Source organism: Rhizobium sp. LjRoot254 (genome assembly GCF_964254105.1).
Classification (GTDB): domain Bacteria; phylum Pseudomonadota; class Alphaproteobacteria; order Rhizobiales; family Rhizobiaceae; genus Rhizobium_E.
Window position 1 is genome coordinate 3,886,498 of the sequence record NZ_CAXUSM020000001.1, and the last position, 22,523, is coordinate 3,909,020.

The 22,523-nt window shown below is 61.4% G+C and carries 22 protein-coding genes; 12 read left to right on the plus strand and 10 right to left on the minus strand.

Going from position 1 to position 22,523, the window contains the following annotated elements; translation table 11 throughout:
* Positions 1-57: 57 nt before the first annotated feature.
* From ACSQ26_RS19130 to ACSQ26_RS19140, 3 genes are read left to right on the plus strand one after another with little or no spacing between them, the layout of a single operon-like run.
* On the plus strand, positions 58-807 hold the full coding sequence (locus ACSQ26_RS19130; RefSeq protein ID WP_436011622.1) for a 3-deoxy-manno-octulosonate cytidylyltransferase: 750 nt from the start codon (positions 58-60) through the stop codon (positions 805-807).
* Between the two features lie 21 nt (positions 808-828).
* Positions 829-1,701, plus strand: coding sequence for a prephenate dehydratase (locus ACSQ26_RS19135; protein ID WP_436011624.1), 873 nt, complete (start codon positions 829-831; stop codon positions 1,699-1,701).
* A complete protein-coding gene (locus ACSQ26_RS19140) occupies positions 1,698-1,934 on the plus strand; it encodes an Lrp/AsnC ligand binding domain-containing protein (RefSeq protein ID WP_436011626.1) in 237 nt (78 codons plus the stop codon). The genes ACSQ26_RS19135 and ACSQ26_RS19140 overlap by 4 nt, the downstream gene beginning before the upstream one ends.
* A gap of 7 nt (positions 1,935-1,941) precedes the next feature.
* Here ACSQ26_RS19140 and ACSQ26_RS19145 read toward each other — a convergent pair whose 3' ends face one another.
* On the minus strand, positions 1,942-2,241 hold the full coding sequence (locus ACSQ26_RS19145) for a hypothetical protein (RefSeq protein WP_436011628.1): 300 nt from the start codon (positions 2,239-2,241) through the stop codon (positions 1,942-1,944).
* A gap of 139 nt (positions 2,242-2,380) precedes the next feature.
* Here ACSQ26_RS19145 and ACSQ26_RS19150 point away from each other — a divergent pair, with 139 nt between their 5' ends.
* The 4 genes from ACSQ26_RS19150 to ACSQ26_RS19165 all read left to right on the plus strand — a co-directional run bounded on the left by ACSQ26_RS19150 (position 2,381) and on the right by ACSQ26_RS19165 (position 5,618).
* On the plus strand, positions 2,381-3,007 hold the full coding sequence (locus ACSQ26_RS19150) for a ribonuclease D (protein WP_436011629.1): 627 nt from the start codon (positions 2,381-2,383) through the stop codon (positions 3,005-3,007).
* Between the two features lie 81 nt (positions 3,008-3,088).
* Positions 3,089-3,979 (plus strand): DUF817 domain-containing protein, encoded by an 891-nt coding sequence (locus tag ACSQ26_RS19155; protein WP_436011631.1) that lies wholly within the window; start codon positions 3,089-3,091, stop codon positions 3,977-3,979.
* Positions 3,980-4,080: 101 nt separating this feature from the next.
* On the plus strand, positions 4,081-5,064 hold the full coding sequence (locus ACSQ26_RS19160) for a hypothetical protein (protein WP_436011633.1): 984 nt from the start codon (positions 4,081-4,083) through the stop codon (positions 5,062-5,064).
* Positions 5,065-5,078: 14 nt separating this feature from the next.
* On the plus strand, positions 5,079-5,618 hold the full coding sequence (locus tag ACSQ26_RS19165; RefSeq protein WP_436011635.1) for a DUF1697 domain-containing protein: 540 nt from the start codon (positions 5,079-5,081) through the stop codon (positions 5,616-5,618).
* Here ACSQ26_RS19165 and ACSQ26_RS19170 read toward each other — a convergent pair.
* The gene (locus ACSQ26_RS19170; RefSeq protein WP_436011637.1) at positions 5,613-5,945 is read right to left on the minus strand and encodes a DUF6665 family protein; all 333 of its coding nucleotides are present in this window, start codon (positions 5,943-5,945) and stop codon (positions 5,613-5,615) included. The two genes, ACSQ26_RS19165 and ACSQ26_RS19170, sit on opposite strands and share 6 nt — an antisense overlap.
* 179 nt (positions 5,946-6,124) lie before the next feature.
* Here ACSQ26_RS19170 and ACSQ26_RS19175 point away from each other — a divergent pair, with 179 nt between their 5' ends.
* A complete protein-coding gene (locus tag ACSQ26_RS19175) occupies positions 6,125-7,711 on the plus strand; it encodes a hypothetical protein (protein WP_436011639.1) in 1,587 nt (528 codons plus the stop codon).
* 114 nt (positions 7,712-7,825) lie between these two features.
* Here ACSQ26_RS19175 and rpsA read toward each other — a convergent pair whose 3' ends face one another.
* The 5 genes from rpsA to ACSQ26_RS19200 all read right to left on the minus strand — a co-directional run bounded on the left by rpsA (position 7,826) and on the right by ACSQ26_RS19200 (position 13,850).
* Entirely contained in the window at positions 7,826-9,529 is a 1,704-nt protein-coding gene (gene rpsA, locus ACSQ26_RS19180; protein ID WP_436011641.1) for a 30S ribosomal protein S1, read from the minus strand.
* Between the two features lie 115 nt (positions 9,530-9,644).
* A complete protein-coding gene (cmk, locus tag ACSQ26_RS19185; protein ID WP_436011643.1) occupies positions 9,645-10,271 on the minus strand; it encodes a (d)CMP kinase in 627 nt (208 codons plus the stop codon).
* Positions 10,272-11,349: 1,078 nt separating this feature from the next.
* Positions 11,350-11,823: a hypothetical protein gene (locus ACSQ26_RS19190; RefSeq protein WP_436011645.1), complete on the minus strand. Its 474-nt coding sequence runs from the start codon at positions 11,821-11,823 to the stop codon at positions 11,350-11,352.
* Between the two features lie 165 nt (positions 11,824-11,988).
* Positions 11,989-12,246 (minus strand): hypothetical protein, encoded by a 258-nt coding sequence (locus tag ACSQ26_RS19195; protein ID WP_436011647.1) that lies wholly within the window; start codon positions 12,244-12,246, stop codon positions 11,989-11,991.
* 116 nt (positions 12,247-12,362) lie between these two features.
* Positions 12,363-13,850, minus strand: coding sequence for a sensor histidine kinase (locus tag ACSQ26_RS19200; protein WP_436011649.1), 1,488 nt, complete (start codon positions 13,848-13,850; stop codon positions 12,363-12,365).
* Positions 13,851-14,092: 242 nt separating this feature from the next.
* On the opposite strand from ACSQ26_RS19200, the gene ACSQ26_RS19205 reads away from it, so the two are divergent.
* Both ACSQ26_RS19205 and ACSQ26_RS19210 read left to right on the plus strand, forming a co-directional pair.
* Positions 14,093-14,590 carry a DUF3597 domain-containing protein gene (locus tag ACSQ26_RS19205; protein ID WP_436011651.1) on the plus strand — a complete coding sequence of 166 codons (498 nt, stop codon included), beginning with the start codon at positions 14,093-14,095 and terminating at the stop codon, positions 14,588-14,590.
* Positions 14,591-14,658: 68 nt separating this feature from the next.
* On the plus strand, positions 14,659-15,003 hold the full coding sequence (locus ACSQ26_RS19210; protein ID WP_436015354.1) for a DUF4112 domain-containing protein: 345 nt from the start codon (positions 14,659-14,661) through the stop codon (positions 15,001-15,003).
* Between the two features lie 269 nt (positions 15,004-15,272).
* Here the strand turns inward: ACSQ26_RS19210 and ACSQ26_RS19215 are convergent, their stop codons facing one another.
* From ACSQ26_RS19215 to ACSQ26_RS19225, 3 genes are all read right to left on the minus strand, one after another.
* Positions 15,273-15,503, minus strand: coding sequence for a hypothetical protein (locus ACSQ26_RS19215; protein ID WP_436011653.1), 231 nt, complete (start codon positions 15,501-15,503; stop codon positions 15,273-15,275).
* Positions 15,504-15,601: 98 nt separating this feature from the next.
* A complete protein-coding gene (locus ACSQ26_RS19220; RefSeq protein ID WP_436011655.1) occupies positions 15,602-17,197 on the minus strand; it encodes a CRTAC1 family protein in 1,596 nt (531 codons plus the stop codon).
* Positions 17,198-17,199: 2 nt separating this feature from the next.
* A complete protein-coding gene (locus ACSQ26_RS19225; protein WP_436011657.1) occupies positions 17,200-18,519 on the minus strand; it encodes a vanadium-dependent haloperoxidase in 1,320 nt (439 codons plus the stop codon).
* A gap of 260 nt (positions 18,520-18,779) precedes the next feature.
* Between ACSQ26_RS19225 and ACSQ26_RS19230 the strand changes: the two genes are divergently transcribed.
* Together ACSQ26_RS19230 and ACSQ26_RS19235 are read left to right on the plus strand one after the other, a co-directional pair.
* Complete coding sequence (locus ACSQ26_RS19230) at positions 18,780-20,228, plus strand: M10 family metallopeptidase (protein WP_436011659.1); 1,449 nt, start codon at positions 18,780-18,782, stop codon at positions 20,226-20,228.
* Between the two features lie 105 nt (positions 20,229-20,333).
* Positions 20,334-22,505: a response regulator gene (locus tag ACSQ26_RS19235; RefSeq protein WP_436011661.1), complete on the plus strand. Its 2,172-nt coding sequence runs from the start codon at positions 20,334-20,336 to the stop codon at positions 22,503-22,505.
* Positions 22,506-22,523: the final 18 nt, after the last annotated feature.

The window sequence follows — 22,523 nt, forward strand, 5'->3', positions numbered from 1 at the left end:
CCGCGCCCCGTGGTGAGACTAATTGACACTTTTCCTGAAGGATTTGAAGGCCCATCGATGACGATTCCCACTTTCGACAACACCATTGTCCTGATCCCCGCGCGGATGGCCTCGACCCGGCTGCCGGGCAAGCCACTCGCCGATATCGCGGGCCTTCCGATGATCGTCCAGGTCGCCAAACGCGCCTTCGAAGCCGGAATCGGCCGGGTGACGGTCGCGGTCGATCACCAGGACATTCTCGATGCTGTCCGGGCGCACGGTTTCGACGCCGTGATGACCAAAGTGACGCACCAGTCCGGCTCGGACCGGATCTTCGAGGCGCTCGGCCATGCGGACCCCGAGAAGCGGGCGGAGTTCATCGTCAACGTGCAGGGCGACCTGCCGACGATCGAGCCAGAAACGATTCGCGCCAGCCTCAGGCCGCTCGGCAATGAAGCGACCGACATCGCCACGCTGACAGTCGAGATCACCCACGAAGACGAGAAGACCAATCCGAATGTGGTGAAGATCGTCGGCTCGGCGCTATCGGCATCGCGCATGCGGGCGCTCTATTTCACCCGCGCCACCGCGCCCTATGGTAACGGGCCGCTTTATCATCACATCGGGCTTTACACGTATCGGCGCGCCGCGCTCGAACGCTTCGTCGCGCTCCCGCAATCCACATTGGAAAAGCGGGAATCGCTGGAGCAGCTCCGGGCGCTGGAGGCGGGTATGCGCATCGATGCGGAAATCGTTGACTCGGTCCCGCTCGGTGTCGATACTCCCGCCGACCTCGAACGGGCCCGGGCGATCCTCGGCAATAAGTAAGAATCAGGGCAGAATCTCTTCATGATCACCAAGACCAACCGCATCGCCTTCCAGGGCGAATATGGCGCCAATTCCGACATGGCGTGCCGGGACCATTTTCCCGATCTTTCACCCCTGCCCTGCGCGACCTTCGAGGATGCGTTTGCCGCGGTCGAGAACGGCGAGGCCGACCTCGCCATGATCCCGATCGAGAACACGCTCGCCGGCCGGGTCGCCGACATCCACCTGCTACTGCCGGAATCGAGCCTGCATATCATCGGCGAATATTTCATGCCGATCCGCTTCCAGCTGATGGTGCTTCCGGGCGTCAAGCATGACGACATCATGACCGTGCACAGCCACATCCATGCGCTCGGCCAATGCCGCAAGATCGTGCGCCGCAACGGCTGGAAGCCGGTGATCGCCGGCGATACCGCCGGTGCCGCCAAGCTCGTCGCCGAGACCAAGGACCGCACGATGGCGGCGCTCGCGCCGCGTCTCGCAGCCGATCTCTACGGGCTAGAGATCATCGAGGAAAATGTCGAGGATTCGGAAAACAACGTGACCCGCTTCGTCGTGCTGTCACGCGACGAGATCATTCCGAAGCGCACATCCGACGACGAGAAGATCGTTACCACCTTCATCTTCAACGTCCGCAACATTCCAGCCGCGCTCTATAAGGCCATGGGCGGCTTTGCCACCAACGGCATCAACATGACCAAGCTCGAAAGCTACCAGATCGGCGGCAAGTTCGTGGCGACCCAGTTCTATGCCGATATCGAGGGCCATCCGGACGACGACAACGTCAAGCACGCGATGGACGAACTCAGGTTCTTCTCGACACAGTTGCGGATTCTCGGCACCTACAGGGCACACCCGATGCGCGGCAAGCTTCAGAAGGAGCAAGGACTATGATCTGTGTTTTCGTGCAGCTGCAGTGCCGGCCGGGCACCGCCTATGACGTCGCCGACAAGCTCTACGAGCGCGAGATCGTCTCGGAACTCTATTCGACCAGCGGCGAATATGACCTGCTCGGCAAGATCTACATGCCTGACGATACCGATGTCGGCCATTTCATCAACAACAAGGTGCTCAATATCGACGGCATCGTGCGGTCGCTGACCACCATGACCTTCAAGGCGTTCTGACGCTCAATCAGTCCTGGTAGTGTTCCTTGAACTTCCGGTACTCGATCATATCGGGCTGGCGGCTGGAGCCGACGGTTGCCCTGCCGTAGTTGCAGGAATAGGTGCGGTAGGCGAGACCGTTGCGCCTGAATGTTGGAGAACTGGGCTTCTGGCGCTCAAGCTGCGTGGTGCAGTTGAGGTCGATCTCCCTGTCCTTCTGGGTCGTCGGATCCTTGACACCGGGCAGGTCCTGGTAGGGATCGGCCAGCACCGATGACGCCGCCAGCAGCAGCCCCACGCATATCGATCCCAGAAAATGACGCATCATCGAAACACCTCACATGCGATCAACATAGGAATGGACCGGGCGAAGGTAAAGACAACAGCGTGTTACAGGCGCGCAGCATGTTTTTATTTCACCCGATATCGATTATAGCGGCCCCAGACAAAAATCCGGGGACAGGGCGATGAGTGATTCGATCAGGCTGCACAAAGGCGATATTTCGGCGGAGGCCGCGGCGCGCTATACCGGCGCGATCGCCATCGACAGCGAGACGCTCGGACTGATCCCGCGCCGCGACCGGCTCTGCCTCGTGCAGCTTTCGCCCGGCGACGGCACCGCCGACGTGATTCAGATCGCCAAGGGCCAGACCGAGGCGCCCAATCTCGTCGCAATGATGGAAGACCCGACGCGCCAGAAGATCTTCCATTTCGGCCGCTTCGACATTGCCGTGCTGTTTCACACATTCGGCGTCACCGCGACGCCTGTTTTCTGCACCAAGATCGCCTCGCGCCTGATCCGCACCTACACCGACCGGCACGGTTTGAAGGACAATCTCAAGGAAATGCTGGAGATCGATATTTCCAAGGTCCAGCAATCCTCGGACTGGGCTGCCGAGACGCTGACGACGGCGCAGCTCGAATATGCCGCTTCCGATGTGCTCTATCTCCACGCGCTGCGCGAGAAGCTCACCCAGCGGTTGATCCGTGATGGCCGCTGGGACCTGGCGACGGCCTGCTTCGAGTTCCTGCCGACCCGCGCCAAGCTCGACCTGCTTGGCTGGGAGGAAACGGATATTTTCGCGCATAGCTGAGGGCGCTTTTACTTCGGAACGCATCATTCGATCTACCGCCGTCATCCGTCATTTGAAATAGAATGACGGGGCAGCAGGTTTATGAGCATGCATGAGCGAACGGCGCACGAGACCGGCCCCTATCTCGAACCGTTGAGACAGTTCATCCGGGGCGCGCTCGCACGCCTGCCCTGGTGGCTCTCGGAATTCATCCTGTTCGGGTTGAAACAGGCATGGGCGTGCCTCTTCGCAGCGATCATGCTCGGCTTGATGATCCTGACGAAATTCGTCTGGCAGCCGGGCTGGCCTGTCCATCGCTACGACTTCCTGTTTCTCGCCGCACTTGCCATCCAGGTCATCTTCCTGCGCTTCAAGTTCGAAAGCCGGGACGAGGCCAAGGTCATCCTCGTCTATCACGTCACCGGCACCATCATGGAAATCTTCAAGGTTCATATGGGCTCATGGGCCTATCCGGAACCGTCGATCTTCCAGATCGCAAGCGTGCCGCTGTTCTCGGGCTTCATGTATGCGGCGGTCGGTTCGTTCATCGCGCGCACCATCCGCATCTTCGACATGCGCTTCACCTATTATCCGCCGATGTGGCTGACGGGCGGCCTGGCCATTGCGATCTATGTCAATTTCTTCAGCCATCACTATCTGCCCGATATCCGTTACGGGCTGTTCGCCGCCACGGTCATCATCTTCTGGCGGGTCAATATCCATTTCACGACCGACCGCACGACGCTTGCCATGCCGCTGACGATCGCAGCCTTTCTCGCAGCACTTTTCCTCTGGCTCGCCGAGAATATCGGCACAGTCACCGGCACATGGATCTATCCCTCGCAGAAGGCATGGCACATGGTGTCTCCAGGCAAGCTCGGCTCGTGGTACCTGCTGCTCTATGTCAGCTTCGTGCTGGTGACACTGGTGCTGAAGCCGCGCCCGCCCGCGACGCAGGGCGTGCTTGGCCCTTCGCAGGTAACCTCCGGTTAACGACGTCCGGCTACCCTGTCACCTCACGAGACGTGCGATCGGGTGTTCCCAGCATGCCGCTACCGACACAACAGTCCGCGGGTTTGGCCGCAACCAACTTGATGCAATCGGCGATCGACAGCGCCGAGAAACGCCGCATCGAGGAAGAGGAAAAGACCAAGGGCAAGAAAGAAGATCCGGTCCTCAAGGCCCGGATGTCGATGGATACCGCGCAGGCCCGCGCCAAGGAAAAGATCGACAGCTATCTCTTCGATGCCGGCCATGTCAGCACCAATGAGCTCAAGATGCAGCTCATCGACAAGCTCGGCATGGCGCTGGGGCTGAAGAAGGAGGACGAGGAATCCGGCTTCAGCTATGGCAAGAAGCTCGAATCCCTTCTCTCGACCATGGATTACGCGCAGAAGCGGGCGCTTGAGAAGGAAGTCGGGCTCGACGATCTCGATATCTCCATCGACGTGATGATCGGCGCCATCAAGAACCCCTACGCCGACGACAATGAGCGGCTGGACGCCGCGCTGGAGAAACAGGCCGGCGGCGGCAAGGACTCGGCAGTTGCGCAATCCAAGGTGCTGCAACGGCTCGAAAGCATCGCCAATCCCAAAACCATCGAGGAGCTGAAGCTCGAGCCCAGCCTCAATGACCCGACCCGCGTCGAGGATGACGAGGTCCGGCAGGAGCGCGCCGAGGAGATCAGCGACAAGCAGGCGATGGAGAAGCTCGACGATGTCAAGGAGCTTCAGAAAGCGGTCAAGGATAATCACGACGACGCGGTGAAAGCGGAGGCAAAGGGCGAGGTCGAGCCTGGCTCCGCCGTCGACGACAGCCTCGACCTGATCCAGGTTCTGGTCGGCGCCGCCGACGCCGGAAAGGCAGCGGATGCGCAGGGCGAAGCGGATGCCGAAGCCGTCGAAGCGGCGACAAGCGACCTCGAAACCGATGCCAAATCGGCCCAGATCGATGCCGGCATGGAACCGACGACCGAGCCCGAAATCGAACCCGGTGACCAGCCGGAAAAGCCGATCCTGACGCTTTATGTCGACGAGATCGGCATCTACGATCTTCTCCGGCAGAAGAAGGCCGTCTGACGGAGCGTATGGAAATGAACCAGACATATATCGCACTGCTGCGCGGCATCAATGTCGGCGGTAAGGTGCTGAAAATGGCCGATCTCAGGCAAGCTGTGGCCGGGCTCGGCTTCGAGGACGTGAAGACCTATCTGCAGAGCGGCAACATGGTCTTCAGGGCGCCGAAGGCCTCCAATGCGGAACTCGCCGAACGGATCGCTTCCGCCATCAAGGCGCATAAGGCGATGGACGTGAAGATCATGGTGCGTAGCGTCCGCGAATGGGATCACGTCATTACAGACAATCCTTACCTGCAAGCCGAAGAGAAACCGAAGACGGTGCATGCCTTCATCCTCGACGACCAGCCCGGCAAGGACCGCATTGCAATATTGCGGACAAAGGATGCCGGATCCGAGGAATGGACGATCGTCGGCGACGCGCTCTATCTTCACACGCCGGAAGGTTTGGGCCAATCCGTACTCGGCAATATCATCGAGCGCACGCTGAAAGTGCCGATGACGGCGCGCAACTGGAACACCGTCAAGGCGCTCATGGCGCTGGCCGGAAGCTTATAATTCCGGTTCCGGTTTCTTTCTGGTAACGCCGAGCCGCACGATTACCGCGCCTGGAATGCCGTAACGGGCAATCACATCGCGGGTGTTCCTCAATCCGCAGATCTCGCGCTGGATGAACAGCGCATAGACTTCCCGCGCCGCTTGATCGAGACGATCCTCGCGATCCGCGTCGGAAGCCTCCTTGAGTTTCAACAACGCCGCTTCGGCACGTTGTCCGGCGCGGCCGAGACTGTCTGCGCGCTCGGCCATAAGCTCATATTCGAGCACGTTGATCGGGGATTTTCCGGTTGCGTTTTCAAGATATGAAACCGGTGGGCGAAGAGACATCTAAGTAGTTAGCCTTACATTAACCATTGTCCTCTAGGATCAATTGCAAATATAGGCTGTCCCCGGCGCAATGCAAATTCAAGCGTCGATCCGCAAACCTTCGCGGGCGGAAGCCAAGGGCCGCATGAGCGACCTTGTGTCCATACTTGCTCCCGTTTTCGATCCCGATAGGTTTTATCATGCTGACGTCACCGATGAACGTCACCATCCCCACACCCAATGGTGCAAGCCTCAAGGCGCATGGCACAGGCGCCGACGCGAGCGCGGGCAAGAATTCCATTCTGCCTGCGGCAAACATGCCGGCGGCAGAAGTCACAACCATCGAGCCCGAACTGCCCTCCAATTCGGTTCTCACATCAGTCAACGCGATGGCCGCAACCGTCGCCAGCCGCACCGTGCTGCAGGATGTCACGCTCAATCTCGCAAACCTTCTCCATCTGACGCGTGGCGACGACGAGAACCTGACCGCCCTCTTCATCCGCATCATCGCCACCATCGAAGGCATGCCGCAGTCCGAGCGGCTGCAGACGGAAATCCGTTCCGGCCTCAAGGGCATGAAGATCACGCTCTGGGAACTCGCCGCCGCGCTCCGCAATCCTGACGGCGCCGAAGCAGCACGGCTGACCGCCATGGTCGAGGCGCCGCTGGCGACACCCGGCAAAACCTCCGCCAATGCCGCGACGAGCACCTATCTCCAGCAGGGCACGGCAAACGGCCATGCCGAGGAGACACTTGCCATGCGGGCCGCCGCCCGCAGCAATGCCGCCGGTCTCGGCCTCTTCTCTCCGGAAAACAAGGCGCGCGCCTCGGACCACATTCCCGGCGACGCGAAGGGCCTGCAAACCCAGCTAAAGACGCTGTTTGAGCCCGGCGCCGCCGAACGAAAGGTCGCCGCAAATCCTGCCCCGGCCGCCGGCTCCGAAGCCAGGCTCGCGACGACGGCGGCCACAATGGCGCGGGCCGACGGCACGATGATCCATGCCGCCAACCTGAAGATCGACACGCCGACGGCTGAGAAGCTTCACGACATCGCCAGGGCGATCGTCGAAGAGCGGCTGGATACGCAGGAGACCAAGGCCGAGGCAAGGCTCACAGAGAAGGCTGATGCAGCCGATCATCGCGTGCAGACCCTGCTGACGCTCAAGGGCTTTGCCGAGGTGATCACATCGCTGCCGGGCCGCGCCGCCGAACTGTTCACCGCCCTGCCCGATGCGACGCATGCAGCCGAGCCCGGCACGATGCCCAATCCCGCCGAGCTGAAGACGGTCATCGGGACGACAGGCTCTTCCGAATTCACCGGCGAAATCCCGCTGCCAGATGCCGAGCACGTCCCGGAAAAATCGATCACCGCCAGCCAGGGCAATCCGGTATCCGACACGGTGGACGAAGATACGGCTGAGGTCGAAGCCGCACATCGGAAGTCTGCCGCAGCCGCCCAGCAGAACGCGAGCACCCCGGCCGAAAGCAATCCTGCCACCGCCCGGCCTGCCGTCGCGCATGAGGGCGTGCCGTTCGCCTATGCGGTGCTGCAACCTGCCAAGGATGCGTTCGCTGCAAAGGTCGAGGAGGAAGATACCCACGATCGCGACGAGCAGGACAGCATGCAGGACGAGGATCAGTCCGATGGCGAGAAGCGCCGTCCGCGCGACGAATATGACGCGATGAAGGATCCGCAGCCCGAGGAAGAGCCGGCGATCGTCATCACGCGGGATTCATCCGGGGCCGACCGGGCCTTCGCGCTCTACCAGCGCATGGGCGGCTTCTGAGCAATTCCGAGTAGTTGCCGGATAGCGCGTTGAATAGGGGCCGCGCAGTCCAGCAAAAAACCCGCCGGAGCGATCCGGCGGGTTTCGTTATTCTGGGCATTAAGCCGGAAAGGCTTATTCGCTGCCGCGGTTCTTGAGAGCCGCGCCGAGGATGTCGCCGAGTGACGCGCCAGAGTCGGACGAACCGAACTGTGCGACGGCTTCCTTCTCTTCGGCGATTTCGAGCGCCTTGATCGACAGCTGTACCTTGCGGTCCTTCTTGGAGAAATTGGTGACGCGGGCGTCAACAATCTGGCCAACCTGGAAACGTTCCGGCTTCTGTTCGTCACGGTCGCGCGACAGGTCCGCACGGCGGATGAAGGAGGTGAGGTCCTCGTGGTTGACGAGCTTCACTTCGATACCGCCATCGGAGATGCCGGTGACTTCGCACGAGACGACTGCGTTCTTGCGCAGGTCGCCCGAGGTCGCCGCATCGCCCACGGCATCCTTGCCGAGCTGCTTGATGCCAAGCGAGATGCGCTCCTTTTCGACATCGACGTCGAGAACCTGGGCGCGCACGATATCGCCCTTGTTGAACTCCTCGATGACCTGTTCGCCCGGACGGTTCCAGTCGAGGTCGGAGAGGTGAACCATGCCGTCGACATCGCCGTCGAGGCCGATGAACAGGCCGAATTCGGTCTTGTTCTTGACTTCGCCTTCAACAACCGAGCCAGCCGGATGCGAGTTGGCGAAGGCTTCCCACGGATTTTCAAGCGTCTGCTTGAGGCCGAGGGAAATGCGGCGCTTGGACGGATCGACCTCGAGCACGACCACATCGACTTCCTGGGTCGTCGAGAGGATCTTGCCGGGATGGACGTTCTTCTTGGTCCAGGACATTTCCGAGATGTGGATCAGGCCTTCGATGCCCGGCTCCAGCTCGACGAATGCGCCGTAATCGGTGATGTTGGTAACCGTGCCGGTGATCTTCTTGCCGGTCGGGTACTTCGCGCCGATATCGCCCCAAGGATCAGACTCGAGCTGCTTCATGCCGAGCGAGATACGATGGGTTTCCTGGTTGATGCGGATGATCTGAACCTTGACCTGCTGGCCGATGGACAGGATTTCCGAGGGATGGTTGACGCGACGCCATGCCATGTCGGTGACATGGAGCAGGCCGTCGATGCCGCCGAGGTCGACGAACGCACCGTAATCGGTGATGTTCTTGACGACGCCTTCGACCACCTGGCCCTCTTCGAGGTTCTGGACGATCTCGGAACGCTGTTCGGCGCGGGATTCTTCAAGCACGGTACGGCGCGAGACGACGATGTTGCCGCGGCGCTTGTCCATCTTGAGGATTTCGAACGGCTGCGGAACATGCATCAGGGGCGACACGTCGCGGATCGGACGAATGTCGACCTGCGAACGCGGCAGGAAGGCGATGGCGCCATCGAGATCGACGGTGAAACCACCCTTGACCTGGTTGAAGATGATGCCTTCGACGCGCTCACCGGCGTTGAACTTGACTTCGAGCTTGATCCAGCTCTCTTCGCGGCGAGCCTTCTCGCGCGACAGAACGGCTTCGCCCATCGCATTTTCGATGCGCTCGACATAGACTTCGACTTCATCGCCGACATTCAGCGTGCCGTCCTTGGCGCGCGCACCGAATTCCTTCAGCGCGATGCGGCCTTCGACCTTGAGGCCGACGTCGACGATCGCCATGTCTTTTTCGATCGCCGTGATGATGCCCTTGGTGACATAGCCTTCGGCCAGATCAACCTTGGAAAAGGATTCTTCGAGGAGGGACGCGAAGTCCTCCTTCAGAGTGGTAGCTGCGGACATTGGGTCTCCAAATAGCGGGCGTCGAGCCCGCGGGCGCCGGGGGTTAGGGTTGATCACAGGATCGAAGCAATCCGGCCCTGACAGGCCTTTTCCGGCGCGGGGACTGCTGAGATGCCTATTTCAGGGCGGCGTCGATGATGGCGCGCGCGGCCTGGAACGCGGCCTCTATACCCATTGTCGACGTATCAATCAAGTGCGCATCTTCCGCGGGCCTGAGCGGGCTGTCGGCGCGGCCCATGTCGCGGGCATCGCGGCGGGCGATATCGGCGAGCACGGTGGCGAAATCCGCCTTGCCGCCATTGGCGATGATTTCCTGATGGCGGCGGCCGGCGCGGACTTCCGGGGACGCCGTGACATAGAGCTTCACCTCGGCATCAGGGCAAACGACGGTGCCGATATCGCGGCCGTCGAGCACCGTACCGGGGGTCTTGCGCGAGAAGGCGCGCTGCGCCTCGACCAGGGCGCGGCGGACATCAGGCATGACGGCGATCTTCGAGGCCGCCTCGCCGATGGCGTGGGCGGCGAGCACCGAACGATCGAGGCCGGAGAGGTCGATCTCGCCTGCGACCTTGGTCGCGATCGTCTCGTCATCGAGCGGCAGGGCGGCGTCGAGCAGTGCCTTGGCGACGGCGCGATAGGTCAGGCCGGTGTCGAGATGGTGGAAACCATAGGCATCGGCGATCTGGCGGGAGAGCGTGCCCTTGCCCGCAGCGGCAGGCCCATCTATGGCAATCGTCGTCATCTCGGCCTTCGAAGCAGGATTCCATGGGAATCGGGGTCGGGTGGCGTTCACGAGAGTTTTCATAGGGAAGACCGGCGTGAATGGAAAGGGATTGTGACAGCCCGGCGACAGTTTTCCGCTCACAATCCCGTGGATGTGGCAGGCGCGACAAAGATGACCAACTCAAGATAGGCGTGTTCCTCGGGCGTTGTGCACTGGGTACCCCCCTCTGCCCTGCCGGGCATCTCCCCCACAAGGAGGGAGAATGGATGGGGTGCGCTCATTGCCCCAGTTTTCCGTCCGTTGCGCAGCGTTCGACCTTCGATTTTGGCGAGGTTGGCGCCACCTGCCATTCTCCCCACCTGTGGGGGAGATGCCCGGCAGGGCAGAGGGGGGCGAACTGGTTCCAGCATTGGCGTCCTAATCTCCATCTTCCCTCAAAACACACCTCCGCGTTCACGCGGGCCTTTCCGCCCCGTGGTATGACCATGCACGTCCCCGATCCCTTCGCTCTGGGCAAAGAAGATCGGCCGGGGCACGTCTCCGTGCCGAGTTTAGTTGGCTGCCTTGCGACAGCCGGTAAGACACGTTGCCGTGCCCCGTTCGGTGTATTTTCATCCGCGAACTCGGTCGTCTGCACCCGTCCTGATCCCGGACCTGAAATTTCCAGGGGGACGGGCTTGTGTGCGGTACAACGCACGCCACGCGTACAGACCTTTCAGCCGTACCCGGGGGAGACCCCTTCTCGCGGACGCCTGATGCAAGGATGTACGTCGTCCCCTCGCGCCAGGCACCGGTCCTGCCTCGCCCGCATCGCCATGCGGGGTAGCCGAGGGCAGAACGGGAATGATTCTCTCACAGGTTTTGAGGGCGGGGATGAGGGGTGAGGAATTTTTTCTTATGTTTTTGATAAAGGATTGATTTTATTCAGAAGAAAGTGAATTTTGAGCGCGAGATTTACCCCTCACCAACTACGGCCAAGCATTCGACCTTTGGTCATGCGGCCTGCGTATCCTCTCCCACAAGGGGAGAGGTAGAGTCGTGGCACCCTCACCTGTCTCATCGCACCGAATATTTGTCGCAAAGTGCCGCTGCGGGTTTACCTCTCCCCTTGTGGGAGAGGATACGCAGGCCGCGAGAGGCGGAGCCGATCGGTTGGCCGAAGTTGGTGAGGGGTGATCTTCATGGCTACCAACAACTCTTCCGCCTTGACCGAAATTCCATCAGGCCCATCCCCATCTCTACGCGACTGCACCGGCGCGATAATACACTTCAATCTCTGCGAATCGCCGCAAACATGCCAGTTGCCGTCGTCGGAGGGGCGTTTGACCAGCTTGGAGGGATCGAAGCGGTATTTGTTGTTGGCGAAGTCGACGATCATGTCGCCATCGGGTTCGGTGACGGGTGCGTGAGCCGGGCGGCAATCGTGCCAGCTGCAGCAGGAACCCAGACCGTCATTGCGTGTGAAATCGCGATAATCCTGCCCGGTCGTCTTATCGACATGAGCCTGGGCCGTCGACGAAAAGACCACCAGGATCAAAACCAGGGAGGAAGATCGGGCACCTGAGGGCATGGCGCACACCAGAATGGGGTCGGAAAGCCGAAATCAAGCGTGCTCCTGAATCTTTGTGAGGGCAAGAGAATTGTCGAGAGAACAGGGTGATCGCCTCGGCCGGCATCATGGGTCTGGGCCGGAGTCAATCGCGTCCAAGAGTCAATCGCGTCGAGATGACGGGTGTCAGCCGAGGCGATCGGCGCCGGGTGCCATGCTGGCGTCGCCGCCTCGCAGCGCCTTGAGCCGCTTGAGATGGGTCATGGAAGGCGAGACGCGGGCGGCGGATAAGTCGCTGGTTTTCGACAAGTGGTCGAGCATCCACATCGCATCATCGACACTGACGAGACCCAGTTCGGCCAGCCGGTTGATCAACTGATGCAGCGTATTTTCGACGGCCAGGGCACGGCGAGCGGCCTCCGCTCCGGAATCTGGTTCGTCCATGGCTGGCTCCTTCATGCTGCCGTCATTGCGGAGTGAACGGAGGCAGGACGGCTTTGGTTCCCGCATTGAATGCGGAAATTTGCCGGTTGCGCGTATTCAGGACAATCTTCCGGCAATCAGATCAGGCGCAGCTCGGCCTGGAACCTCGTGCCGTTGTCGATCTCGTAGTGGTACTGGCCGCTCAATTGCTGGACGCTGGCCGTGATCAGCCTGGTACCCATGCCGGATGTGTCGGCATTGGGCGTAAATCCCGGGCCATTGTCCTGGATTTCCAGCCGGGCGCGACCGGCGTCGAGCGTCTTCAGCCGCACATCGAGCTTGCCGGGCGCGCCATCGGTGAACGCATATTTCAGTGCATTCGTCGTCACTTCCCCGACCAGCAGCGCAAGCGACGTGGCCTGGTCATTGCTGACGGGGCAGTTGTCGAGATCGTAGTCCACCTTCACATCCGGCCTGTAGGCGCGGACGAGCGGATCGATGACGCTCGGGATCAGCGTGTCGGCGGATATTTCGGAGAAACGGTCGTAGCGATAAATATGCTCGTGAACCGAGGACATCGCCGAAAGCCGGTCGAACAGGCTGTTTTTCACCGCATCCGGCAGAGGCTGCAGCCGGATCAGCGACTGTATGATCTGGAGATTGTTCTTCACCCGGTGGTGGATTTCGCGCATCAGCATCTGGTTCTGTTGAGCCGCGCGCTCGAGTTCGCGATTGCGCACGGCGTCGCGATTGAGCAGCGAGGCGATCCATGCGGCGCCGACGGCAACCCCGATCGCGGTGGCGGCGGCAAACGAGACGGTGAAATAGAGATTGCGCCAGAATTCGCGCATGTTCTCCTCATAGCCGGCCGAAGCCTGGACGACGAGATCGGTGCCGGGAACGCGCCGGTAGCCGACGATCCGTCGCGCGCCATCGGCGGGACTGACGGCTTCGTAGACGCCGTGGTCGTTCTTTTTCAGATAGTCGGTGAACAGGATGTAGTTGCCGAGATCGATCGGACCCGGGGGCTTGGGGTACCGCGCCACGACCTTGCCATCCGCGCGCATGATGCCGATGGTCGAGCCGGGGCCGAGATCGACCAGTTGCCAGATGGAGCTGAGCATATCGGCGGAAAACGATACCATGACGGCACCGGCGAACTTGTTGCCGCGTTGCAGCCGGCGGCTGTAGACGAAGATCTGTTCGCCGTTGAGGCGGCTCACCAGCATCGGCGAGATATATTCGGACGCGCCCTTGGCGAGCGCCGAGAAATATTCGCGATCCCTGATATCGATCGGCTTGAGCTGCGGGTCGGTCGAGTAAAGCGTCAGGCCATCGGCATTGACGACATAGGCCTGGACCTGGCCCGGCAGGCCATAGACGGCATCCTTGATATCCTCGACGCCAGAGGTGCTGCCGGTCCTGACCTCGGGCCCCAGGCGGTCGTCGATGCGGCGCAGGGCCTGCCAGGCTAGGGCATCGATCCAGCCGGCGTTGGTCGCCACTATCTGCGACGATGTCATCACGCGTTCATTGATGCGTAAAATGGCGGCCTGGTAGGACTGATAGAGCGACAAGGCGAGAACACTCGCCAGAATAGCGAATAGCGCAATGATGAAAATCACTGCGGCTCGCTCGGCAGAAAAGGACCGCTCCGGCATTTCCCACCCGTGCATGCCTGACCATCGGATACTTTGTTTTATGCATATCAGCGATCGGGTAAAGCGCAATAGCGGACGCGGCTGCTTTTAGCCGGAAAAGCAAATGAAAGAAGGTGCTTAGCCGGCTTATTATTTTAGTGTCTGCTCATATGGAACGCAGCGCCCGCCAGCGCGTTCTCCCATGACCATCAACAGGAGGGATTTCCATGGGTATTTTCGACAAGATCAAGAGCGCCATCTGGGGCGAGGACGAGGCAGCGGCGGTGGCAACCGGTACACCCGAGGATTCCTATCTCGGGACAACGGCCTCCACGACGGGCATCGCACCCGACGTGGCGACGCAGGCCGACAACCCCGTGATGGCTGATGTCGCCGCCGCCGGCGTGCAGCCGGTGAGCAAGCCGGCGCCGATCGAGATGGCGCAGAATCCGGCGACGCGGCCGACCGAGGTGGACGTTGCCGAGCAACTCGACCGGGCCATGCGCGACCGCGGAGAAAAGCTCGACTGGCGGCATTCGATCGTCGATCTGATGAAGGCGCTCGGCATGGATGCGAGCCTGCAGGAGCGCAAGGAACTGGCCAAGGAGCTCAATTACCAGGGCGACATGGGCGATTCCGCGAAGATGAACATGTATCTGCACAAGACCCTGCTGCAGCGGCTTTCCGAGAATGGCGGCAAGGTGCCGGCCGATCTGCTCGATTGATGGCATATCCATCAGACAAGGCCTATGGCGGCGATCTCGGCGGATCGCCGCTTTCCGATGCCGAGCGAATGCGGCGCCTGCGGCGCTTGCAGACCGTTGCCATGGTGCTGGATACGGCGATCGCGATACCGGGCACGAATATCCGCTTCGGTGCGGATTCGCTGTTGGGTCTTGTTCCGGGAGCGGGCGATTTCGCCGGCGCGCTGGTGGGGCTGGCTATCGTCAACGAAGCCCGCAGGCTCGGTGTGCCGGCGGAGAAGATGAGCCGGATGATCGCCAATATCGGGCTCGACACGCTGGTCGGCTTCGTGCCGCTGCTCGGCGATGTGTTCGATATGTATTTCAAGTCGCACCGCCGGAATGTGCAGCTTATCCTCGATCATTTCGAGGCAGATCTGGCAGAGCGGCGCTAGAGCGCTTCATTGTTAAATGGAATCAGTTCTGTTGGCTCAAACGGAGTCGGATGGTCGACCGGCCGGCGCGTGTCGTAGTCAAAGCATACGGCCAAGCCGGCCGGTCGATCAGCCGGCCCGTTTCAGCCAACCCGAAGGGCCGGGCATCTTTCCGCCATGACCTGCGGCGCCGGCCTCGGCCGTACCTATGGGTACGACGCTCGCCCGCCGCCTTGGTCCTGACGAAAACCTGCTCCGGCAGAACTGCTTCCATTTAACAATGAAACGCTCTAGAGGCCCGGTTGCACGGTCTCCACCTTGGACGCCATCAGCTTGTCGCGATAATGCCGGCGCATTTCCAGCGTGTCGCGCAGGCGGGTGAGGAATTTCTCCGCCAGATGCGTCGGTTCGCCCAGGCGCCGCAATTCGGCGACGATCTTCTCCTGGGTCGCGATGCTGCGCTCGCTGGTGGCGATGCCGCCGTTCACAGCCGTCATGTCCTGGTCGTCGAGAAACATCATGATTCCCCCTGGCGATTTGCACAACCAGAAGGAAACGCGGGAATGGCAGGATTGTTCCGGCAGGGAAAGGAATTTCTCTGTCTTGGACGACGGGGCGGCTACCTGGCCGCCCACTCGCTGACGCCCTTGGCCTTGTCGATGACATAGAATTTCCCTGCATCGACCGTCTGCCAATCCCCCTCGGTGCCGTCAGGCCAGATCAGCCGCACTTCGGCGGTCTTTTCCGTGCCGATGCCGAAATGCTGCCAGGTGAGCGTGCCCGAAGCATGGCCGCCGCCGGAGGTGATTTCGCGGCGCATGACCTCAGTGCCGCATTTCACCTCGATCCAGGCGCCGATGGCGTCGCGGTTGGCGCCGTCGGAGACGGGCTTGAAGGCGACAAAGGTGCCGGCGTCGGCGGTTGTGTTGCGGTAGAGCTCGGCATTGACCCAGCGGTTGACCACGGCGAGGTCGATTAGGCCGTCCATGTTGAAATCGGCGAGTGCTGCGCCGCGCGCGACATTCATCGAGGCGATGCCCGCCTTGTCGCCCATTTCGACGAACTTGCCGCCCGGCTGCTGGACGAGCAGGTTGTTGGGGTCCTTGCGCGCAAAGTCCTCCATCTCGGCGACATTGCCCTTGGCGACGAAGAGATCGACCAGACCGTCATTGTTGACGTCCTGGAAATCGGTGTGCCAGGCGGTCGACGGATGCCAGTCGCCGCCGGTATAGGGGCGGTGCGCGGTGACGCCCTTCTTGAAGGCGACATCGGCATAGGAGGGCTTCGGCTTGCCGTCCTTGGGAACTTCCGCCAGCATCTGCAATTTGTTGTCGGCCATCGAGGTCAGGAAATAATCCGGATAGGTGTCGGCGTTCAGGTCGTAGCTCGCGATGCCCATGCCCCAGATGCGGAGATAGCGCCAGCCTTCGGCCTGGGTGTAGAGCGCGGGGTCCTTGCCCGGCTCGATCTTCCACATCTGCTCCTGGCCGCCCTTGTAGTATTCGCGATCGTTGGAGACACGCAGCGACGGCGTGCCGGAACGGTTCCAGTCGGTGAACATCATCGACAGCGGGCAGAAGGAGGGTTTCAGCACGACCGGCCTGGCGAATTTCCTGGCATCGGCTTCGGGGCGCAGCAGCCAGTTTTCGGTACAGGAACCCCAGGGATACATTTCCTCGAGGCGGTTCACATAGGTGCCGATGGCGAGCGTCGGCCAGGTATTGCCCTTCTCCCATGTCGCGGCGAAGGCGGTGTTCCAGAGATCGCCGCCGGTAAAGTTCCACGCCTCGTTGGCGCGTTCGAACTGGCACGTGCCCTTGCCGCGCATGATCACATTCCCGCCGACGCGGAGCACGACGAGATCGGTCTTGCCGTCGGAATCAACATCGAGCGGATAGGCGCCGGTGACGGCGTCGAGTTCGAGGCCGGATGCCTGCTCGGCGAATTTCAGCGCGCCGCCCCTGGTCGATTGGTTGAGATAGAATTTCGCCTTCTTCTCGCCGCCGGCGAGATAAAGGTCGGCAAAGCCGTCGTCGTTGCAATCGAAGGCGGCAGCGCCGCCGCCGACCATGTACTGCCAGTCGCCGGCATAGACGGAATCGATGCCCGCCGACTTGGTTTCGTCGGCGAATTGCGGGATCGGCACGACGTTTTCGGCGGCGAGCGCCGACGCGGAAAGGCTGATCAGCGCGAAAGTGAGGATGGTGTTACGCATGATCATTTCCTCGTCTTGAGCTTGACGGCATAGGCGCCGATGCAGCGGCCCTGTTCGAGCCCGCGTTCGATGGCCGCGCGGAAGTGGATGCCGCCATAGAGGCGGGAAATGCCGGCTTCCTCGGCGGCAGCGCGGAAGCTCTTGAAGTTGCGCGGCTTCAGGCCATCGGCCTCGTGGGTGGCATCGGAGAAGGCGTAATTGTCGCCGAAGACATGGGTAAGAACCTCGGCGGCCGCCGCCGACTGGGTGGAATGGCCCGACGGATATTCCGGGAAGGGCGGCGTGATCAGAAGCGCCTGCCATTTCGGATCGATCTGTTTCTGGATGTAGCTGATCGGGCGGATGAGGTCGAACTCGAACTTGGCGTCCCAGCAGCCAATGAAGGCGTCGGCCACGGTAACGCCGAGGAGCGCCAAGGCCTCCGACGTGCGCGAGACATCAGCCTTCTCCTGTGCCGCGACCTGCCAGACAATCGAAATCCAGTGACCCGGCGGCGTCGGCGAGAGCATCGGGTCGTCGGACCAGAAGCGGGCAATGGCGCGCTGCTCCCCGTTGAGGTTGGCGACGGCCTGGTAGACCTCGTCGGCCTGTTTGTAGAATTCGGAATTCTTGTCCTCCGAATAGTCCGGCGGCGACGGCAGGCTGCAGGTCGAGCCATCGGGCATAGCGAAGGTGCGCACTTTTCCCCATTGCGGCAGGAGCGGCACCTGCTGCTGCTGGATCGGGCTGGTGGGCACCCAGTGGCCGGGCTTGGCGATCAGAGCATATTCACGCGGAAAACCCATATTCTCGATCTCGGCGCCACCATCGGTCGCCGACCATGCGAGAATGTGCTCGGCAACCTTGCGACCGTAATCGGCTGACCGGGCGGCGACGTCGTCCGGCACCTCACCGGCGACATCCGCAGCCATCTTCTTGGTCATGGCGGCAAGCGCGCGCTGGCCGGTGGGACCGGTATGGGAGAAAAAGCTCTTGGCGGCGACCGCGATGGCTGCGTTCAGAACCACGCCTTCATCATAGGTCTGTCCGGCTTCGCGGGCCGGCACAGTCGTCAGGCCATTGAGCTGGCCGGCGAGCGTCTGGAGCGTGCTATTGGGGGACGAGGCGGTGACCTCATAGCCGGTGACACCGAAATAGGCGAAGGCGCGACTGGCGACAGGCGGCGAGAAAGTCGGCGTGTGGCGCACCAGTTCCAGCACCAGCCGATACCAGTTGCGCAGCACTTTCTCCGGTGGTTCCTTCGCCTGGACGGAAACCAATGCCCCAGCCCAGACGGCGGCAGCCAACGCCGCGACAGCGACGAATCTCAATATGCCCTTCATGTACCCCCCAATATGCAGCACCCCTGAAAAACTTGAGTGGCGCGACGAAGATTAAGCACGGCTCGCCCGTCAACCGCAAGAGGGGCATTCCGTCCCCGTCTCTAAAGGCGTTGCGGGAGCGCCACAGCAATCCACAACCTGTGACGGTACCCGTTTCCACGGCCGGACGAAGCATATAGTGAATTTGGCAAGGGGCGGCACGATGTGCGGACGCGGGCCGTCACCAGGCGGTTGCCACAAGGACGAGGAGCGAGGGAAGCATGAGCAAGCAGAGCAGGTACGTTCTGGGACGCGAAGACGAGGACTTCTTCTCCAGCGACGCGGGCCACATGGTCGAACAAATATCCATAGACCTTCCGGTCTCGGACAGGGCGGATTTCATCAGCCCGGCGCGCGGCGCCCAGGACGATGCGCATGCAGCGCCGGCGGTCAAGGTCGATCGCAGCGCCGATTTCCTGGCAGGTGCGTCCGGCAGTGGCAATGCGCCATTCACCGATCCTGCACTGACGACGCTGGCCGGACAGTTGACCGACGGGTTCTGGCAATTCAACAACGAGCCTCGCCGGAGCTTCGACGTCGCCGCCGGCGGCACGCTGAAGGTCGATATCGGGGCGCTCACCAATGCCGGCAAGACACTGGCCAAAGCCGCGCTCGACGCCTGGACCGATGTGAGCGGGCTGCATTTCAAGGTCGTCAGCAAGAATGCCGACATCGACTTCGACGACAAGGGAAAGTTTGCCTACTCGAACTCGAAAGGCTTCGGCGATGGTACGATCGACTCGTCCTTCGTCAATGTCGCCACGAAGTGGATCGACCATTACGGGCACGGCAGGCACACCTATTCGATGCAGACCTATATCCACGAGATCGGCCACGCGCTGGGACTCGGCCATGCCGGCAACTACAACGGTTCGGCCAAGTATAACCCGAACAAGCATTTCGCCAATGACTCCTGGCAAGCCAGCATCATGTCCTACTTCACTCAGGTCGACAATACGGATGTCGACGCGCACTTCGCCCTTGTGATGACCCCCCAAGTGGCCGACATCATCGCCATACGCGACCTCTACGGCTCAACGGCGATCAGGGCCGGAGACAATGTCTATTCCTACCGCGGCGATTTCGAGAAATTCTACTCGACCCGCACGATCGTCGATACCGGTGGCACCGATACGCTCGACTTTTCCTGGTCAGCCAGGAAGCAGACGATCAATATGAACGCGGAGACTTTCTCGACCATCGATGGCGTCAGGGGCAATCTCGGAATTTCGCGTGGCACGGAGATCGAGATCGCGATCGGCGGTCGGAGCGCCGACAGGATCATCGGCAACGAAGCGGCCAATGCGCTGTTCGGCAATGCCGGCAAGGACAAGGTGACGGGCGGCGGCGGCGAGGATTTCTTCGTGTTCGACACCAAGGCGAGCAGCAAGAATGTCGATACGATCGTGGATTTCGCCATCAACGTCGATTCGATCGTGTTCAACAACAAGGTGTTCACCAAGATACTTGTCGACGGGGCATTGTCGTCCGACGCTTTTGTCGCCAACCTCTCGGGTGTGGCCGAAGATGCCGAGGACCGGCTGATCTATGACACGGACTCCGGCAATCTTTTCTATGATTCCAACGGCAGTCAGCAAGGCGGCTCTGTGCGGATTGCCACGCTCGATACCTTTCTCGCGCTCGACTACCAGGATTTCCTCATCATCTGAGCATTCGACGCCTTCCGGAGGCTCCACCCCCTTAATATTCAGGGGCGCAGGCAACCAATTGCCTGTTCACGCGTTAGGGCCTGTTAACTCGAAGGGGGGACCCGCGTGACGGCCGAGACGACGGGTGAAGAACTCGATATCGCCAGACGATTTCAGGCGCAGGAAGCTGCCCTCCGTGAAAGCGAGGCCCGGTATCGCCGTGCCGAAGATCGCTACCGTTTTCTCGATGCCCTTGGACAGCAGACGGCGGTCAACACCGATGCAGACGTCATTCTGACGATCACCACACGGATGGTCGGCGAGCATCTCAACCTTGCCATCTGCGCCTATGCCGACATGGACGCGGACCAGGACGGCTTCACTATACGCGGCGACTGGTCGGCGCCGGGCTCTCCCACCATCGCCGGGCACTATATGCTGCACGATTTCGGCGTGCTGGCGATGGAGAGGCTGCATGCCGGCAAGCCTTTGATCATTCACGACAACCGAGCGGAACTGGCGCCAGATGAGGCCAAGACGTTTCAGGATATCGGGATCGCCGCCACGATCTGCCTGCCACTGGTGAAGGACGGCCGGCTGACGGCACTCATGGCCATACACGACAAGGTGCCGCATCACTGGTCGGACGACGAACTGGCATTGCTGACCGAAGTAACTGAGCGTTCCTGGGCGCATATCGAACGGGTTCGAGCCGAGGCGAATGCGCGCGAGAGCGAGCGGCGCTTCCGGATGGACCTCGAACGGATGGTGGCGGAGCGAACCGCAGCACTGGTCCAGAGCCAGGAAAGCATCCGCGCGATCCTGGAGACCACGCATCTCTATCAATACCTGCTGGATGTCGAGGGTCGGGTACGCTTTGTGAACCTGACGGCGCTAGAAGGGATCCAATCGACGCTGGCCGACGTCATCGGCAAGCCATTCTGGGAAACGCCATGGTTCACCGTAACGGCCGACATGCCGGAAGCGGTTGAGATGGCGGTAAAAAGCGCCGCCTCCGGAAAGATCGAAAATGTCGCAATGACGCTGACGCTCCCGGTCGGGGTCCGCAGCTTCGACTTTTCCATGCGGCCGGTGAAGAACGCCGCCGGCGAGGTTGTGGCGCTGGTCCCGGCAGCGGTCGATATCACGGCAAGGGTCGAGGCCGAGCACGCGCTGCTGCAATCCCAGAAAATGGAGGCCATTGGCAACCTGACGGGCGGCGTGGCGCATGACTTCAACAACCTGCTGATGGCGATTTCCGGCAGCCTGGAACTCTTGCGCAAGCGGATGCCCGATGATCCCTCGCTCTATCATTTCGTCGACAACGCGCTGGAAGGCGCCAGGCGCGGCGGCTCGCTGGTGCAACGCATGATGGCATTCGCGCGGCGGCAGGAGCTCAAGAACGAACGCATCGACATCAGGCAACTGGTCGGCGGCATGGCGGAACTGCTCGCCCGCTCGCTAGGTCCGATGGTGAGCATCGAGACACGGTTTTCCGACCGGCTGCCCGATGTGGAGACGGATGCCAACCAGCTGGAATCGGCACTGCTGAACCTCGCCATCAATGCGCGCGATGCGATGGACGGCGAAGGCGCGATCACCATAGAAGCCGAGGAGGCGGTGGTTGCCATGTCCGACGGCTCGCTCGAACCGGGCCATTACGTGCGCCTTGCCGTGACCGATACGGGCGCCGGCATGAGCGAGGCGGTGCTGAAGCGCGCGATGGAGCCCTTTTTCACCACCAAGGGTGTCGGCAAGGGAACCGGGCTCGCGCTTTCGACGATCCATGGGCTGGCCAAGCAATCCGGCGGCACGCTGCGGCTCAAGAGCAAGCCGGGAGTTGGAACGACCGCGGAGATATGGCTGCCGGCCAAGATATCGCACTCGCTGGAAGCCGCGCCCGCTGCACAAAACCAAGCTGTCGAGCAGCCTATCAATGGCCGCGCCCACCCACTCGCGATCCTCGCCGTCGACGACGACGCGCTCGTGCTGATGAATACGGTGGATATGCTGGAGGACCTCGGTTACCGGGTCACGCCGGCCCAATCGGGAAAGGTGGCGTTGGAACTGATGTCCAACACCCATTTCGACATCGTGATCACCGACCATGCGATGCCGCAGATGACGGGCGCCCAGCTGATCGCCGAGATTCGCGCCCGCGATGCGAATCTTCCAGTCATTCTGGCGACAGGTTATGCCCAACTGCCGCCCGATATGGAGACGGGATTTCCCAAGCTCTCGAAGCCCTTCTCCCAGGCTGACCTGGAACGCGCGGTCGAGAGCGTGCGCGGCCGCTGAGCGGGCGCGTCCATCCAC

What these genes read in the sequence shown, in the direction of transcription:
- ACSQ26_RS19155 (WP_436011631.1), top strand. Translation starts at nt 3,089, where the DNA reads ATGAGCATGCATGAGCGAACGGCGCACGAGACCGGCCCCTATCTCGAA.
- ACSQ26_RS19145 (WP_436011628.1), bottom strand. Translation starts at nt 2,241, where the DNA reads ATGATGCGTCATTTTCTGGGATCGATATGCGTGGGGCTGCTGCTGGCG.
- rpsA (WP_436011641.1), bottom strand. Translation starts at nt 9,529, where the DNA reads ATGTCCGCAGCTACCACTCTGAAGGAGGACTTCGCGTCCCTCCTCGAA.
- ACSQ26_RS19210 (WP_436015354.1), top strand. Translation starts at nt 14,659, where the DNA reads ATGCGGCGCCTGCGGCGCTTGCAGACCGTTGCCATGGTGCTGGATACG.
- ACSQ26_RS19215 (WP_436011653.1), bottom strand. Translation starts at nt 15,503, where the DNA reads ATGATGTTTCTCGACGACCAGGACATGACGGCTGTGAACGGCGGCATC.
- ACSQ26_RS19150 (WP_436011629.1), top strand. Translation starts at nt 2,381, where the DNA reads ATGAGTGATTCGATCAGGCTGCACAAAGGCGATATTTCGGCGGAGGCC.
- ACSQ26_RS19225 (WP_436011657.1), bottom strand. Translation starts at nt 18,519, where the DNA reads ATGAAGGGCATATTGAGATTCGTCGCTGTCGCGGCGTTGGCTGCCGCC.
- ACSQ26_RS19160 (WP_436011633.1), top strand. Translation starts at nt 4,081, where the DNA reads ATGCAATCGGCGATCGACAGCGCCGAGAAACGCCGCATCGAGGAAGAG.
- ACSQ26_RS19205 (WP_436011651.1), top strand. Translation starts at nt 14,093, where the DNA reads ATGGGTATTTTCGACAAGATCAAGAGCGCCATCTGGGGCGAGGACGAG.
- ACSQ26_RS19195 (WP_436011647.1), bottom strand. Translation starts at nt 12,246, where the DNA reads ATGGACGAACCAGATTCCGGAGCGGAGGCCGCTCGCCGTGCCCTGGCC.
- ACSQ26_RS19135 (WP_436011624.1), top strand. Translation starts at nt 829, where the DNA reads ATGATCACCAAGACCAACCGCATCGCCTTCCAGGGCGAATATGGCGCC.
- ACSQ26_RS19170 (WP_436011637.1), bottom strand. Translation starts at nt 5,945, where the DNA reads ATGTCTCTTCGCCCACCGGTTTCATATCTTGAAAACGCAACCGGAAAA.
- ACSQ26_RS19140 (WP_436011626.1), top strand. Translation starts at nt 1,698, where the DNA reads ATGATCTGTGTTTTCGTGCAGCTGCAGTGCCGGCCGGGCACCGCCTAT.
- ACSQ26_RS19230 (WP_436011659.1), top strand. Translation starts at nt 18,780, where the DNA reads ATGAGCAAGCAGAGCAGGTACGTTCTGGGACGCGAAGACGAGGACTTC.
- ACSQ26_RS19220 (WP_436011655.1), bottom strand. Translation starts at nt 17,197, where the DNA reads ATGCGTAACACCATCCTCACTTTCGCGCTGATCAGCCTTTCCGCGTCG.
- ACSQ26_RS19165 (WP_436011635.1), top strand. Translation starts at nt 5,079, where the DNA reads ATGAACCAGACATATATCGCACTGCTGCGCGGCATCAATGTCGGCGGT.
- cmk (WP_436011643.1), bottom strand. Translation starts at nt 10,271, where the DNA reads ATGACGACGATTGCCATAGATGGGCCTGCCGCTGCGGGCAAGGGCACG.
- ACSQ26_RS19130 (WP_436011622.1), top strand. Translation starts at nt 58, where the DNA reads ATGACGATTCCCACTTTCGACAACACCATTGTCCTGATCCCCGCGCGG.
- ACSQ26_RS19190 (WP_436011645.1), bottom strand. Translation starts at nt 11,823, where the DNA reads ATGCCCTCAGGTGCCCGATCTTCCTCCCTGGTTTTGATCCTGGTGGTC.
- ACSQ26_RS19175 (WP_436011639.1), top strand. Translation starts at nt 6,125, where the DNA reads ATGCTGACGTCACCGATGAACGTCACCATCCCCACACCCAATGGTGCA.